The organism is Pseudomonas ogarae (genome assembly GCF_014268695.2).
GTDB lineage: Bacteria > Pseudomonadota > Gammaproteobacteria > Pseudomonadales > Pseudomonadaceae > Aquipseudomonas > Aquipseudomonas kilonensis.
Genome location: NZ_CP077086.1, coordinates 899,288 through 913,651, shown reverse-complemented (window position 1 = coordinate 913,651; position 14,364 = coordinate 899,288). Strand labels below are relative to the sequence as shown.

12 protein-coding genes are annotated in these 14,364 nt (G+C 61.0%); 4 read left to right on the top strand and 8 right to left on the bottom strand.

From position 1 onward, the window contains the following. Positions 1-34: 34 nt before the first annotated feature. Positions 35-1,261, top strand: coding sequence for a nicotinate phosphoribosyltransferase (pncB, locus tag HU749_RS03900; protein WP_079301656.1), 1,227 nt, complete (start codon positions 35-37; stop codon positions 1,259-1,261). A gap of 4 nt (positions 1,262-1,265) precedes the next feature. Further along, positions 1,266-2,093, top strand: a complete 828-nt coding sequence (gene nadE, locus HU749_RS03895; protein ID WP_095963260.1) for an NAD(+) synthase — start codon at positions 1,266-1,268, stop codon at positions 2,091-2,093. A gap of 1,047 nt (positions 2,094-3,140) precedes the next feature. On the opposite strand, the gene azu is transcribed toward nadE, so the two are convergent. Next, complete coding sequence (gene azu, locus HU749_RS03890; RefSeq protein WP_186651122.1) at positions 3,141-3,587, bottom strand: azurin; 447 nt, start codon at positions 3,585-3,587, stop codon at positions 3,141-3,143. Between the two features lie 342 nt (positions 3,588-3,929). On the opposite strand from azu, the gene HU749_RS03885 reads away from it, so the two are divergent. Then, complete coding sequence (locus tag HU749_RS03885) at positions 3,930-4,517, top strand: cytokinin riboside 5'-monophosphate phosphoribohydrolase (RefSeq protein WP_186651120.1); 588 nt, start codon at positions 3,930-3,932, stop codon at positions 4,515-4,517. Between the two features lie 68 nt (positions 4,518-4,585). Further along, positions 4,586-4,774, top strand: a complete 189-nt coding sequence (locus HU749_RS03880; RefSeq protein WP_014336319.1) for a hypothetical protein — start codon at positions 4,586-4,588, stop codon at positions 4,772-4,774. Positions 4,775-4,847: 73 nt separating this feature from the next. On the opposite strand, the gene HU749_RS03875 is transcribed toward HU749_RS03880, so the two are convergent. From HU749_RS03875 to ssp4, 7 genes are all read right to left on the bottom strand, one after another. Next, positions 4,848-5,225 carry an NUDIX hydrolase gene (locus HU749_RS03875; RefSeq protein ID WP_186651118.1) on the bottom strand — a complete coding sequence of 126 codons (378 nt, stop codon included), beginning with the start codon at positions 5,223-5,225 and terminating at the stop codon, positions 4,848-4,850. A 147-nt stretch (positions 5,226-5,372) separates the two neighbouring features. Continuing rightward, a complete protein-coding gene (locus tag HU749_RS03870; RefSeq protein WP_186651116.1) occupies positions 5,373-6,266 on the bottom strand; it encodes a transglutaminase family protein in 894 nt (297 codons plus the stop codon). Then, positions 6,266-8,752, bottom strand: coding sequence for a circularly permuted type 2 ATP-grasp protein (locus tag HU749_RS03865; RefSeq protein WP_046065544.1), 2,487 nt, complete (start codon positions 8,750-8,752; stop codon positions 6,266-6,268). The genes HU749_RS03870 and HU749_RS03865 overlap by 1 nt, the downstream gene beginning before the upstream one ends. Before the next feature lie 206 nt (positions 8,753-8,958). Further along, positions 8,959-12,252: a transglutaminase family protein gene (locus tag HU749_RS03860; protein WP_079301652.1), complete on the bottom strand. Its 3,294-nt coding sequence runs from the start codon at positions 12,250-12,252 to the stop codon at positions 8,959-8,961. 174 nt (positions 12,253-12,426) lie between these two features. Further along, on the bottom strand, positions 12,427-12,888 hold the full coding sequence (locus HU749_RS03855; RefSeq protein WP_079301651.1) for a hypothetical protein: 462 nt from the start codon (positions 12,886-12,888) through the stop codon (positions 12,427-12,429). 78 nt (positions 12,889-12,966) lie between these two features. Then, positions 12,967-13,416, bottom strand: a complete 450-nt coding sequence (locus HU749_RS03850; protein WP_079301650.1) for a hypothetical protein — start codon at positions 13,414-13,416, stop codon at positions 12,967-12,969. Then, positions 13,413-14,333 carry an Ssp4 family T6SS effector gene (ssp4, locus tag HU749_RS03845; RefSeq protein ID WP_079301649.1) on the bottom strand — a complete coding sequence of 307 codons (921 nt, stop codon included), beginning with the start codon at positions 14,331-14,333 and terminating at the stop codon, positions 13,413-13,415. The genes HU749_RS03850 and ssp4 overlap by 4 nt, the downstream gene beginning before the upstream one ends. Positions 14,334-14,364 lie beyond the last annotated feature (31 nt).

Sequence of the window (14,364 nt, the reverse complement as noted above, 5' to 3'; positions counted from 1 at the left end):
CGTTGCCCACTGCGCGGCCTGTCTGGAGAACCCTATGAGCGAGAGCGTATTTGCCGATCGTATCGTGCAGAACCTGCTCGACACCGACTTCTACAAACTGACGATGATGCAGGCGGTGCTGCACAACTACCCCAACGTCGAAGTCGAATGGGAATTCCGCTGCCGCAACAGCGAAGACCTGCGCCCGTACCTGGCGGAGATCCGCTTTCAGATCGAGCGCCTGGCCGAGCTGAGCCTGAGCGCCGACCAGTTGGGTTTCCTGGAGCGCATCAGTTTTCTGAAGCCGGACTTCCTGCGTTTCCTGGGGCTGTTTCGCTTCAACCTGCGCTACGTGCACACTGGTATCGAAAACGGCGAGTTGTTCATCCGCCTGCGCGGGCCGTGGCTGCACGTCATTCTGTTCGAAGTGCCGCTGCTGGCCATTGTCAGCGAGGTGCGCAATCGTTATCGCTACCGTGAAATCGTCCTGGAACAGGCTCGGGAGCAGTTGTATCGCAAGTTCGACTGGCTGAGCGCCAACGCCAGCGCCGAAGAACTGTCCGAACTGCAAGTCGCAGACTTCGGCACCCGCCGCCGCTTTTCCTTCCGCGTCCAGGAAGAAGTGGTCAACGTGCTCAAGCATGACTTCCCCGGGCGTTTCGTCGGCACCAGTAACGTGCACCTGTCCCGGGAGTTGGACATGAAGCCCCTGGGCACCATGGCCCATGAGTGGATCATGGCCCACCAGCAATTGGGCCCGCGGCTGATCGACAGCCAGATCGCCGCTCTCGATTGCTGGGTGCGCGAGTACCGAGGCCTGCTGGGGATCGCCCTGACCGATTGCATCACCATGGACGCCTTCCTCAAGGATTTCGATCTGTTCTTCGCCAAGCTGTTCGACGGTTTGCGCCACGACTCGGGCGACCCGGTGATCTGGGCTGAAAAAGCCATTGCCCACTACCACAAGCTCGGCATCGACCCGATGAGCAAGACCCTGGTGTTTTCCGATAGCCTGACACTACCCAAATGCCTGGAGATTTTTCGGGCATTACGTGGTCGCATTAATGTCAGCTTCGGTATTGGCACCAACCTGACGTGTGACATTCCGGGTGTAGAGCCCATGAGCATCGTGCTTAAAATGATCAGCTGTGGCGGGCAACCCGTGGCCAAGATTTCAGATGAGCCCGGCAAGACCCACTGCAAGGACCCGAATTTCGTCGCCTACATGCGACACGTTTTCCAAGTACCTGCCGCCCTTTCAGACACATCAAGCAAGGAGTGAATTCATGCAAGCCGTACAGCGTGAGATTGCTGAACAGCTCAAGGTCCAGCCACCGTTCGCCGATGACGCCGCCCTCAAGGCCGAAATCGCCCGGCGGGTGAGCTTTATCCAGGATTGCCTGGTCAACTCCGGCCTCAAGTCCCTCGTACTGGGCATCAGCGGTGGCGTCGATTCGTTGACCGCCGGGCTGCTGGCCCAACGCGCCATGCGCGAACTGCGGGAGAAAACCGGTAACGCCGCCTACAAGTTCATCGCCGTGCGCCTGCCGTACGAAACCCAGTTCGACGAACATGAAGCGCAAGCCTGCGTGGACTTCATCGACCCGGACGAGCGCCATACCGTCAACATCGGCCCGGCGGTCAAGGCCCTGGCCGATCAAGTCGCGGCGTTCGAAGGCAAGGCAGCGGTCTCGCGGGACTTCGTGCTGGGCAATACCAAGGCGCGGATGCGCATGGTGGCGCAATACACCATCGCGGGCACCGAGCACGGCCTGGTGATCGGCACCGACCATGCCGCCGAAGCGGTGATGGGTTTCTTCACCAAGTTCGGTGATGGCGCTTGTGACCTGGCGCCGTTGAGTGGCCTGGTGAAAAACCAGGTCCGGGCCATCGCCCGAGACTTTGGCGCGCCGGAGTCGCTGGTGGAAAAAATCCCCACCGCCGACCTTGAGGACCTGTCCCCAGGCAAACCGGATGAAGCCTCCCATGGCGTGACCTATGCCGAGATCGATGCTTTCCTGCATGGCGAGCCTGTGCGGGACGAGGCGTTCAGGATCATCTGCGAGACCTATCGCAAGACTGAGCACAAGCGGGTGATGCCTTACGCCCCATAACGAGTAATCACTGTGGGAGCGAGCTTGCTCGCGATAGCGGTGTGTCAGCTTGCATTGATGTTGAATGTAGAGAGGCGTGGGTTGGTGTGTATATCCGTTGCTGCGTAACGACGGCTGGCGGTTTCGCCCTTACGGCGAGTCACTTTCGAAAAGCGCGAAAGTAACCAAAGCGCTTCTGCCCCACCACTCGGCACCTCGCCTAGGCTCGGTGTGCCCGAACGAAGGCATTGCTCCGTGGGCCCGCCGCGAAGGGCCATCCATGGCCCAGCGCGGCTATCCCGGCATCCATGCCGGGATGCCCACTGCGCAATGCCTGCGTTCGGCCAGCGTGGTTTAACGGGGCGTCCAGATCAAGATCCAAAGCAAAGCAAGGCAAGAGCAAGAGCAAGAGCAAGAGCAAGAGCAAGAGCAAGAGCAAGAGCAAGAGCGGGGCATGCCGGCATCTATGTGGCTGAGCCACCGCTATCGCGAGCAAGCTCGCTCCCACATTGGATCTTCCGTAGACACAATATTTATGTGCATCCAGAGCCCCCTGTGGGAGCGAGCCTGCTCGCGAAGAGGCCGGCACATCCAACATCTTCATTGACTGGGACACCGTCATCGCGAGCAAGCTTTGCTCCCACAGATCTAATGGGTGTACGACCGCAAGAGCCAGGTCGGCTACTAGGCCGCCTCGCGGTGGACGTTGATCTCGGGCGCCCCGTTAACCACGCTGGCTGAACGAAGGTGTTGCGCAGTGGGCAACCCGGCATGGATGCCGGGTTAGCCGCGCTGGGCCATGGATGGCCCTTCGCGGCGGCCCACGGAGCAATGCCTTCGTTCAGGCATGCCGAGCCTAGGCGAGGCACCAAGTGGTGGGGCAGGAGCGCTTTGGTTACTTTCGCGCTTTTCGAAAGTGACCCGCTGTAAGAGCGGAACCATAAGCCGCCATTACGCAAAAAACGGATATACACCCCAAAGCAACTAAACACCGAGCTTTCTAAAAAGACAAAAAACGGCGCTTCCCATTTCTGAAAGAAGCGCCGCTTTTTTTGTGCCTGAAATGGATTACTTCAGGGTAACGGTGCCTTTCATCATCGAAATGTGGCCCGGGAACGAGCAGAAGAAGCCGTACTTCTCGGAGGCATTGAGCCTCGACACATCGAAGGTCACTGAGTCGGTTTCCTTGGCACCAATGAGCTTGGTGTGGGCGATGATGCGTGCATCACCTTCCGGCAGGTAGTTCTTGTCGATGCCTGCTGCCAAACCAGCCGTGGCAATCGGCTGCATGTCAGCCTCTTTGCTCAGTACCCAGTTATGGCCCATGACGTTTTTCGGCAAGTTGCCCGAGTGAGTCAGCTCAACGGTGAACGTCTTGCAGCTCTTGTCGATCTCGATGGCCTTGGTGTTGAAGGACATCTGGTCGGTCGAGTCGATGGTGGTCTTGCACTCCGCTGCCATCAGTTGGCTGCTGGCCAGCGTCAACAGGGATACTGCAACAAGTTTGGCAAACATCGTGAATCTCCAAGGCATGGTTAACAAAAATCCGTCAAAGGGGAAGACTGCCTGAATTTCAGACAAGTTCCTATGACCTGAATCAAAGATTGTATACAACTTAAGGCTATCAGCCTGATGGACACAATCAACCAGCCAGAGGGATGACACCGCTCTATGATCAGCCTCACCACCTCTCGGGAGCGCCCATCATGAACGTCAACAGCCTGTTATGCAGCTTGCTCGCCGCCTACGCCTGCGGCGCCAGTGGCACCTACGAAAAACCCCAACGCGAGGTTTAATCGCTTTGCGCCACCAAGGCCAGGCTTTACTCTGGGTCGGTTACTGATCATGGAGTAAAGCATGTCCATCGAGTCTGTTTGTGTATTTTGCGGCGCCAGCACCGGCACCGATCCAGCGTATCGTGAAGCGGCGCAGGCCCTGGGTCGAGCATTGGCGGAACGAAAATTGACCCTGGTCTACGGCGGTGGCGCCGTCGGCCTGATGGGGATCGTCGCCGATGCGGCCCTGGCGGCCGGCGGCGAGGTCATCGGCATCATCCCGCAAAGCCTCAAGGACAAGGAAATCGGCCACAGCGGCCTGACCCGTCTGGAAGTGGTGGACGGCATGCACGCCCGCAAGGCGCGCATGGCCGAACTCAGCGATGCCTTCATCGCCCTGCCCGGCGGCCTCGGCACGCTGGAGGAGTTGTTCGAGGTCTGGACCTGGGGCCAGCTCGGCTACCACGGCAAACCGCTGGGGCTGCTGGAAGTGAACGGCTTCTACAGCAAGCTCACCGCTTTTCTCGATCATATCGTCGGCGAAGGCTTCGTCCGCGCGCCCCATCGTGACATGCTGCAAGTGAGCGAATCAGCGCAGGACCTGCTCGATGCGCTGGACGAATGGCAACCGTCAGTGCAGCCAAAGTGGGCCGAACAAAAACCCAGCTAACGGCTCGGCCCCGATACAGGGCAGAATATGCGCCGCTCAACCTCACCTTCGACCCCAGAGGATCGCCCATGGCCAAACCCAATTATTCCTTCGCCAAACGTCAGAGAGACTTGGCCAAGGAGCAGAAGAAAGAGGAAAAGCTGCAGCGCAAGAAAGCCACAGCTGAAGAAGAAGCCGCACTGACCCCGGATACCGAAGGCGAAGTAGCAGCAGAAAATGATGTTGATGCACCGAAAGATCAGGCACCCGAGGCCTGATACCCCCTGGGCCCGATGATCCGATCCGGCCCCCCGGTTTTGTGTCCAGGGCCGGCAGTCCCACTGCCGGCCCTCACAATCCCAGCGCTTTGATAATCGACAGGCGATAGCCTGTAGGCAGGTTCACCGGTAATTGGTCCGGCTCGAACAACCCGATCTGCTTGTGCTCATGGCTGATCACCGGCACGAAACCGCCCAGCAACTGGCAGCGGTACGTGGAAATGAAGACGTGCTTGCCGGGAATGACCTCGAACAAGTACGAATCCAGCGGCTCCCCCACGCGCACCTCAACCGCCAGTTCCTCATCGATCTCCCGTGCCAGGCATTGCGGCGCCGTTTCGCCCAGCTCGATCCGTCCGCCGGGCAGTTCCCATTCGTCCCGTTCGTTGAGCATCAGCACGACCAGGCCCTCGGGAGATTGCAGCACGCCTTTGATGGAAACCGGGAACATGAAGAGGCCTCGTGGTTAATGTTTTACCTGTGGCGAGGGAGCTTGCTCCCGCTCGGTTGCGCAGCAACCGCCAAGAACCTGGGGGCCGCTGCGCGCCCCAGCGGGAGCAAGCTCCCTCGCCACAGGTATTTTCACTGGACAGCTGGGTCATGACTCCAGCGGCATCACCGTCACCCGCACCTCAGGATCATGATTGCCGCCCCCCAGGATCACCCCCCGCAGCGGCGACACATCGGAAAAGTCCCGCCCCCAGGCCAGGGTGATGTGTTCCAGGGCCGGCTGTACGTTGTTGGTCGGGTCGAAGTCCACCCAACCCAACACCGGGCAATACACCGAGACCCAGGCATGGGACGCATCGGCGCCAATCAGCCGTGGCTGGCCGGGTGGCGGCTGGGTCAGCAGGTAGCCGCTGACGTAACGCGCCGCCAGACCGCGCGAGCGCACGCAGGCCAGCATCAGATGGGCAAAGTCCTGGCATACGCCCCGCCGCCGCTCCAGCACCTCCACCAGCGGCGTCGCCACCTGAGTCGCCTCGGCATCGAAGGTGAACTCTTCGAAGATCTTCTCCATCAGCACTCGAACGCCAACCATCAGCGGTCGCCCCGGCGGGAAGCAACTTTCGGAAAACTCGACGAAGCTGCGCTTGAGGTGCACATACGGCGACTCGAAACGATAACGGCACGCCTCCAGCAAAGGTGCCGCCAGTGGCCGGCCACTGTAGCTCAGCGCGTTGCAGGTCGATTCCCAGGCCGGGGACAGGCCGAAATCCAGCGCGGGGCGCGCCAGCACTTCGACGCTCAAGCGAGCATTGACCAGCAGCTCGTCATGGGGCCGTTCGAAGGCCAGGCGGGTCAGCGGGTTGCCGAACACATCCAGCTCATCGCGACGGGTCGTCGGCTCCGGGCTGATCAGCAACTGCTGTTCGGTGCAACGCTGCCAGTCACAGGCGCGCGGCCACAGATGGGCAAGCTGCTGGGCCAGGGACACCGGGCTGTCGTAGTGGTAATGGGTGTCGTGGAGAATCTGGTAACGAGCGCTCATCAGACAGACACCGTGCGTTGGCTGACGTCATCGACGTGGGCGAAATGACGCAAGGCCAGGCGATCGGACACCTGGCCACCGACATCGGCCACTTCCTGCAACAGGTCGGCCAGCCCATCAAGTGCTGCGCGCAGGCTGGCTTCGCCAAACAGGGGATTTTCCAGGCAACGCAAGTCAAAGCGAGAAAGACGCGTCACCAATTCTGGCAAGGCCGTTTCCTTCGGTGCGCCAAAATCGTCGTTCAGCCGTTTAAGCGTGCGGGCCACCAGCTTTAACTGGAAAAGCACCGCGTGGGGGTTCTGTTCGTCCAGCAACAACAGGTCCAGCACCGGGATCAGTTGCGCCACTGCCAGGTAGCGCGAACGGTAGGTGATGCTGCTGTTGCCCAGTTCCAGCAGCCACTCCAACCCGGCCTGGTCGAACACTGCATCGCTGCGCAAAAACGCCGCCAGGCTGCTGCTGAGGAACTGCAAGCGTTCCAGGCGTCGGCCAATCATCAAGAAGCGCCAGCCCTCGTCGCGGGTCATGTCGTCCAAGGCAAAACCAGACAACGCCGCCAGGGACATCACTAGCCGATTGAGAAAATCCAGCAACTCACCGAAATCCGGCTCCTCGGTTTCCAGCTCCATCGCTTCGCGCTGCAACTCCACCAGCGCCTGCCAGTTCTCCCGGGACAGCTTGCCACGAACCTGCGAGGCCGCCCACTGCAAGCGCTGCAGGTTGGAGCGCAGGCTGAACGACCAGTCGTCCCCCAACAGCGCCGCCAGCAAACGCTCATGCAACTCGCCCTCTTCAGGCAGCAGCATCAGGCTTTCACCCAGGGACACCGCCGACTGCAGGGCCTGCGGATCATCGCCATCGACATAACGCCCCAGCATGATCCGCAGCAGCCGCGCGCTGTCGTCGCAACGCTCGCAGTAGCGGCCGAACCAGAACAGGTTTTCCACCACCCGCGAAGGCAGGTACGGATCGCGTCGAACCAGGTCGTGGACCCCCACTGTTCGCTGGGCCTTCCATTGTTCACCGCCGGGCGCCTGCTCGCCCAGCACCCAGGTGTCCTTGCTGGCGCCACCACGTTGCATCGACACCACTTCGGCGTCGGCCTCGGCGGCCACGCGGGTCAGGCCACCCGACAGCACCCGATAATCATCCTTCCCGGACACGGCATACACGCGCATGCCGATGGCCCGAGGCTGGATGTGCCCGTCTTCGGCCTGCCAGACCGGGGCCTGGGACAGTTGCGCCAACTCCTGGGCGACATAGGCATAGGGCCGAGCCTGCATGCGCGCCGCCAGTTGGCCACGCTGCGCCTCGTTCAGGTCACGGCCGAACACCGGTGTGAAGCTTTGGGAAGGAAACGCCGGCTTGATCAACAGTTGCGGAAGTTTTTCCAGGGCCTGGGCCAGCACCGGCGGCTCACCGCACCACCAGGTGGCGATGGACGGCAGTATCAATTCCTCACCGAACAGATACTGGTTGATCTTCGGCAGGAACCCCAACAGGCCCGGTGACTCCAACACGCCGCTGCCCAGGGCATTGGCCACCAGCACCCGGCCCTGGCGCACCGCTTCCAACAACCCCGGCACGCCGAGGGCCGAATCGGTACGCAGCTCCAGGGGGTCGCAGAAATCGTCGTCGAGCCGGCGCATGATGGCGTGGACCCGGCGCAGGCCACTGAGGGTCTTGAGGTAGACCGTGGCGTCCCGCACGGTCAGGTCGCCTCCCTCTACCAGCGGATAGCCGAGCTGGCGCGCCAGATAAAGATGTTCGAAATAACTTTCGTTGAACCGCCCCGGCGTCAACAGCACCACCAGCGGCGACTCACCGTCGCTGGGGGCCTGTCGTGCCAGGGTTTCCTGCAAGGTGCGGAAGAACCCGGACAAGTGCCGCACCTTCAAGTCGCGATACAAATCGGGAAAGGCGCGGGAAACGATCATGCGATTTTCCAGCGCATAACCGGCCCCCGAAGGCGCCTGGGTCCGATCCGCCGTGACCCACCAACGACCATCGGGCGTGCGCGCCAGATCCACCGCATACAAGTGCAGGAAGCTGCCGTCAGGCGGCGCGATGCCCTGGCAGGGCCAAAGGAAATTGTTGTGCCCGAACACCAGTTCTGCCGGCAACAGCCCTTCGCTGATCAGCCGCTGTGGCCCATACAGGTCGGCCAGCACCGCATTGAGCAGCCGCGCACGCTGGGCGATCCCGGCCGACAGGTGCTTCCATTCCTGCGGGTCGATCACGTGGGGCAGCAAGTCCAGCTCCCACGGCCGGTCGGCGCCCTTCGGATCGGCGTAGACGTTATAGGTGACACCGTTTTCCTGGATCTGCCGAGCCAGCAGCGCCTGTCGCTGGATCAGGTGAGCCGGCGTGCTGCGCTGCAACTGATCGAACAACCGCCGCCAGTGCGGACGCACCGCACCGTTGTCGTCCAACAGTTCGTGATAGGTGCCCGTCGTCAGCGGGTAACGGTCAAGCAGGTCAGGCATGGAAAGCTCGGCAGACGGCAATAAAAGGTGAGACTAGCGCAAGCGCATGACGCCCGGATAGGTGTGTTTGTGTTGGATCCGGCCTGGGTCTTCAGACTGCACTCATCGTGGCGAGGGAGCTTGCTCCCGCTCGGTTGCGCAGCGACCGCAAAATCTTGGGGCTGCTGCGCAACCCAGCGGGAGCAAGCTCCCTCGCCACGGTTTTTTTATTTTTTTGACGCATCCTGAAAACGTCGCAGATCGAGCGTGAGCGGAAACTCGTCATCCATGGCCAGGCAGGGTATCGGAAGTTTCCCCGGCGTGTGTCCGAGCCGGAAGAAACGCGCCATCCGCCGACTTTCGGCCTCGTTGGCATTCACCGGCAGGCTGTCGTAGTTACGCCCGCCCGGATGGGCCACGTGATACTGGCAGCCGCCCACGGAACGTTGCATCCAGGTGTCGAGCAAATCGAAGACCAACGGCGCATGCACCGGGATGGTCGGTTGCAGGCAGTTGGCCGGTTGCCAGGCGCGGAAACGCACCCCGGCGACGAACTCGCCGACCCGACCAGTGGGTTGCAACGGCACCGGCACACCATTGCAGGTCAGCAGGTAGCGTTGCGGCGCCAGGCCGCTGAGCTTGACCTGCAAGCGCTCCAGGGAAGAATCCACATAACGCACGGTACCACCCACCGCGCCCTCTTCCCCCAGCACATGCCAAGGCTCGAGGGCTTGGCGCAATTGCAGTTCGATACCGCTGACCGCGTAATCGCCCACCTTGGGGAAGCGGAACTCCAGGTGCGCGGCGAACCACTCGGCCCGCAGCGGGTAGCCGGCGGCGTTCAGCTCATGGATGACGTCGGCAAAATCCTGCTCGATAAAGTGCGGCAACAGGAAACGGTCATGCAGCTCGGTGCCCCAGCGCGCCAGTTTCGCCGGCGCATAAGGCTCGCGCCAGAACCGCGCCACCAGCGCCCGCAGCAGTAATTGCTGGGCCAGGCTCATGCGGGCGTGGGGTGGCATCTCGAAAGCACGCAACTCCAACAGACCGAGACGCCCCGTGGCGCCGTCTGGCGAATAGAGCTTGTCGATGCAGAATTCGGCACGGTGCGTATTGCCGGTCACGTCGATCAACAGGTTACGCAACAGGCGATCGACCAACCACGGCGGGCACTCCTCGCCGGGTTGCGGCATTTGCGCGAAAGCGATTTCCAGTTCGTACAACGCGTCATTGCGCGCCTCGTCCACACGAGGCGCCTGGGAGGTCGGGCCGATGAACAATCCGGAAAACAGGTAGGACAACGACGGGTGGTTATGCCAGTAACTGATCAGGCTGCGCAGCAGGTCGGGACGCCGCAGAAACGGTGAGTCAGCCGGTGTCGCGCCACCCAGTACGAAATGGTTACCGCCGCCGGTGCCCGTATGCCGGCCATCGATCATGAATTTCTCGGTGGTCAGTCGGGTCTGTCGCGCTTCTTCGTATAGAAATTCAGTGCGCTCGACCAACTCATCCCAGGTCGCCGAAGGTTGCACGTTGACCTCGATCACACCCGGGTCGGGAGTGATGCGGAAATTGCCCAGGCGCGGGTCGCTCGGCGGCTCGTAGCCCTCCAACAGCACCGGACAGTGCAGCTCCTCAGCCGTCGCCTCGATGGCGCTGACCAGTTCCAGGTAATCCTCGACCCGCTCCAGTGGCGGCATGAACAGGTACAGCCGGCCTTCACGGGCCTCGGCACAGAAGGCGGTGCGGGTCAGCCAGTCGGCGGATTTATCGATCTCCGGGACACGCTCCTGCTCGGCCGCCGGCTCGCCGTGACGCGCCAGTTGCTCGGTGCCGGGCAGCTCGGGCAAGTCCTGGTTCGGGTCGGTGGGGTGGATGAACGGGTATTCGGCCGCCGTCACCCAAGGCTGCGACGCCAGTGGCAAGCGATAACCCAGGGGCGAATCCCCCGGCACCAGGCGGCAGTGGTTGTCGCGCAGGTACCAGCGACCGCTTTGCCATTGATCGCCCTTGGCGGTACGGGCCAGCGGCAGGACCTGGCCGATGACCTTGTCCAGGCCCTGGTTGAAGACCTTGCGCAGCCGTGCACGCTCCAGGGCGTCCTCCAGGCGTGGGTCCTCGGCCGTGACATTCGAAGGCAATGCACCTTCGCGCCAGAGGTAATAGAAGTTGTCTTCGTAGGCCGGAAACACAAACCGCGCAGGAATCTTCAAACGCTCGGCAACGCTCGCCAGGAAACGCCCAGCCAGTTCGCCATCGGCGCCGTAGTCCTCCTGCTCGTCGGCGATCAACGCGCTGTTGTGCCAGATCGGCACCCCGTCGCGCCGCCAATAGCAGTTGAGCGACCAGCGCGGCAATTGTTCGCCGGGGTACCACTTGCCCTGGCCGAAATGCACCAGCCCCTTGGGCGCATAGTGATTGCGCATGCGCTGGAACAGCTCGGCGGAGAGCCTGCGTTTATCAGGCCCGAGTGCCGCGGTGTTCCACTCGGCACCGTCCGGGTCATCGATGGAGACAAAGGTCGGTTCGCCACCCATGGTCAGGCGCACGTCGCCCTCCAACAGGTCGGCATCGATCTGGCGCCCCAGCGCCTGGATCGCCAGCCACTGTGCGTCGGTGTAAGGCTTGGTCACCCGCGGCGCTTCCCAGACCCGCTCGACGGACATTTCGTGGCTGAACTCACACTCGCAAGGCTCCACCAAACCACTGATCGGTGCCGCCGAGGACGGATCGGGACTGCACGCCAACGGGATGTGGCCTTCACCGGCGAACAACCCGGACGTTGCATCCAGGCCGATCCAGCCCGCACCGGGCAGGTAGACCTCGCACCAGGCATGCAAATCGGTGAAATCCACGTCAGTGCCGGACGGGCCATCGAGGCTTTTCACATCGGCGGTCAACTGGATCAGGTAACCGGAAACGAAACGCGCGGCCAAGCCGAGGTTGCGCAACATCTGCACCAACAACCAGGCCGAGTCGCGACAGGAACCGGACGCGTGCTCCAGGGTATGCTCCGGGGTCTGCACGCCGGGTTCCATGCGGATCAGGTAGTTGATGTCTTCGCTCAGGCGCTGGTTGAGCGCCACCAAAAAATCCACCGCGGGCAACGGCGTCCGGTCGATGCCGTCCAGATAGGCCTGGAACCTCGGCGTCAGCGGCAGGGTTTCCAGGTAAGGCGCCAACTCCTTGCGCTCGTCGGCCGCGTAGGCGAACGGAATCTTTTCGGCGTAGGGCTCGAGGAAGAAGTCGAACGGATTGAACACCGCCATTTCCGCCAACAGATCGACCTCGATCCGCATCTCCCGGGTTTTCTCGGGAAACACCAACCGCGCCAGGTAATTGCCCTGGGGGTCTTGCTGCCAGTTGATGAAATGCTGCTCGGGCGAAACCTTCAGCGCATAGGAAAGAATGCGCGTGCGGCTGTGGGCCGCCGGGCGCAGGCGAACGATCTGCGGGCCGAGTTCGACGGCGCGGTCGTAGCGGTAATGCGTGACGTGATGCAATGCGACATGGATCGACACGACGTGCCTCCTGCGAGCCTGGGCGTTATCGAAAGCGGCGCAAGACTTATGCCATGCAGGCAGGCCGGACACTTTCTTTGTCTACTCAAGCCAGTAGAGCACTAAAAACGCGCGATGCCCGTATTCATCTGTAAAGGAATGCACATAAATGCGGCGCGGCTGGCGCAAGTCGATTCAGCGACGCCGGCGCGAGGCCTTGGCAGCCTGGATGATCAGCCCCCGTTGGCGGCGGATGTCGACGAGTTTGCCGCGCATTTCCCGATGGCGTTTGCTGTTGAGCAACAACAGCCCCAGCAGTGGCAACAGCACCGCGAAGAGGTACACGCCCTGATGCGGTCCATAAGCGAACGTCGGCAGCACCGCCGCCAGACAGGCCAGGAAATACCCCGCCACCCACCAGACCGCCCAGGCGCGCCCGCGAACGATCAAGAGGTTGCCCAGGACCAGGACGATCACCAGGGCCAAGGTGCCGAGCCCGACATAATCGGTCCTGGCTGACGGCTCCAGGGCACGCCAATACGTGGTCCCAGCCAACACAAGCAGCGTGGATCCGCAAAAGCAGCCCAGCAGGATCGTCGCCATGAACACCGGAAAATAACGGGCGAGGAAAGCGCCCAAGGAAGAACTGCGATCCATTATCCAACTTCCTCATATAGACCCGCGGCGATTGTCCGCAGATTCCCCGAGAAACTGCTACCTGTTACCGGGTGATGCCTATCGGGCTTTGTGCTTGGCGATAGCCGCTTGGCGCAGATAACGAACTTCCAATAGCTTCTGGCGCATTTCGCGATGACGCTTGCTATTGAGCAGCAGCAGAGCAAGCAATGGAAAAAGCAAACTCAAACTATAAATGATCTTATTAGGCCGATATTCGATTGTGGGCAGCACACATAAAAAACAAAGTCCCAACACCACCGCCAACGGCCACACCCAATGTGGCCGCCCACGCGCAATCATAAAGTTGCAATGCACCATGACAACGGTAAGCGCGATTCCCCCCAAGAACGACCACTTCGTGCTGTCGGCCAAGGAAAGGTCGCGAAAATAGCTTTCAAAAAAAAGTGGAACAGCAAAAACCAGAGCGAAGACCGACGCAAATATCGCGCCCATGAAGACCGGAAAATATCGGATGAGAAAAACGCGAACACTGGGCTGTCCATTCATTCTTCGATCTCCTCGTACAACCCCACTGCAATGGTCCGGACATTCCCGGAAATCGCGCTTCCAGTGAAGCCGATGGCGGCTCCCAGGGCATCCCGAATCTGTGTGACTGTGGCATGTCTGATTTGAGTGGGCGTGAAGCGCTTGGGTAGCTCGCCAGACAGTTGCTTGAGTTTGAGCAGTTTGGAGGTCAGGCGAGGGTCATTGATACTCAGCAATTCTTTGGTCAGTTTTGCTCGCTCCTGTCGGTTCAGGCCCCGGAGCACCTCCCTCACACTTTTGCCCGTGGCAGCTTTATTCAATCTGACCAGTTTGAGAGTCGTCAGCGACGATGCCCCGACCCCAACCAACGCCGCGGCATCCAGCACAATCATGGTGTTCTGGTACCACTCCTCACTGTCGAGCTGATCGTTTCGGGCTGGGTTACTGATTTCATTGCGCATGCGATAACCGCTCGCAAAACATTGCGCAGTGCTGGCCGCGGCGGCGGTATAACCCAACACAGCGATCGCAGTGCTTGCCCCTGCTGAAAATGGGATAGCTACGGAGCCGCTGAGTACCACGACCCAACCGATAACGGCCCCCGCGCACGACAAGGACGTATTGATCGCTTCGCCGACCAATCGCGATTCCCGTGGATTGTCCTGAACCTGCTGAGCAAACTGAGCCGGCGCGATGTATTTCTGTGCCTCGCGCAAAATGATCCGCTTGGGCTTGATGCTGCAGATCGGCTTGAACTCACGCAGGGTCACTACATTGAACTCGGCGTCGATATACACCACGCCTGCACCGACGATACTCGGATCGGCGTCAATGGAGGCAAACAGGCGTGGCAGGTTGATTTGGCTTTCAATGCGGCGGCGGGCCATCATCTGGGAGATGCTGTTGTCCATGCCGATGCCGGGTAACGGAGTGCTCATATGAATCGTCCTTGAGAATCGGAGGGTGAAT

Bases quoted from the DNA above. Each gene is read 5' to 3' on its own strand.
- pncB (WP_079301656.1), top strand. From the start codon at position 35: ATGAGCGAGAGCGTATTTGCCGATCGTATCGTGCAGAACCTGCTCGAC.
- nadE (WP_095963260.1), top strand. From the start codon at position 1,266: ATGCAAGCCGTACAGCGTGAGATTGCTGAACAGCTCAAGGTCCAGCCA.
- azu (WP_186651122.1), bottom strand. From the start codon at position 3,587: ATGTTTGCCAAACTTGTTGCAGTATCCCTGTTGACGCTGGCCAGCAGC.
- HU749_RS03885 (WP_186651120.1), top strand. From the start codon at position 3,930: ATGTCCATCGAGTCTGTTTGTGTATTTTGCGGCGCCAGCACCGGCACC.
- HU749_RS03880 (WP_014336319.1), top strand. From the start codon at position 4,586: ATGGCCAAACCCAATTATTCCTTCGCCAAACGTCAGAGAGACTTGGCC.
- HU749_RS03875 (WP_186651118.1), bottom strand. From the start codon at position 5,225: ATGTTCCCGGTTTCCATCAAAGGCGTGCTGCAATCTCCCGAGGGCCTG.
- HU749_RS03870 (WP_186651116.1), bottom strand. From the start codon at position 6,266: ATGAGCGCTCGTTACCAGATTCTCCACGACACCCATTACCACTACGAC.
- HU749_RS03865 (WP_046065544.1), bottom strand. From the start codon at position 8,752: ATGCCTGACCTGCTTGACCGTTACCCGCTGACGACGGGCACCTATCAC.
- HU749_RS03855 (WP_079301651.1), bottom strand. From the start codon at position 12,888: ATGGATCGCAGTTCTTCCTTGGGCGCTTTCCTCGCCCGTTATTTTCCG.
- HU749_RS03850 (WP_079301650.1), bottom strand. From the start codon at position 13,416: ATGAATGGACAGCCCAGTGTTCGCGTTTTTCTCATCCGATATTTTCCG.
- ssp4 (WP_079301649.1), bottom strand. From the start codon at position 14,333: ATGAGCACTCCGTTACCCGGCATCGGCATGGACAACAGCATCTCCCAG.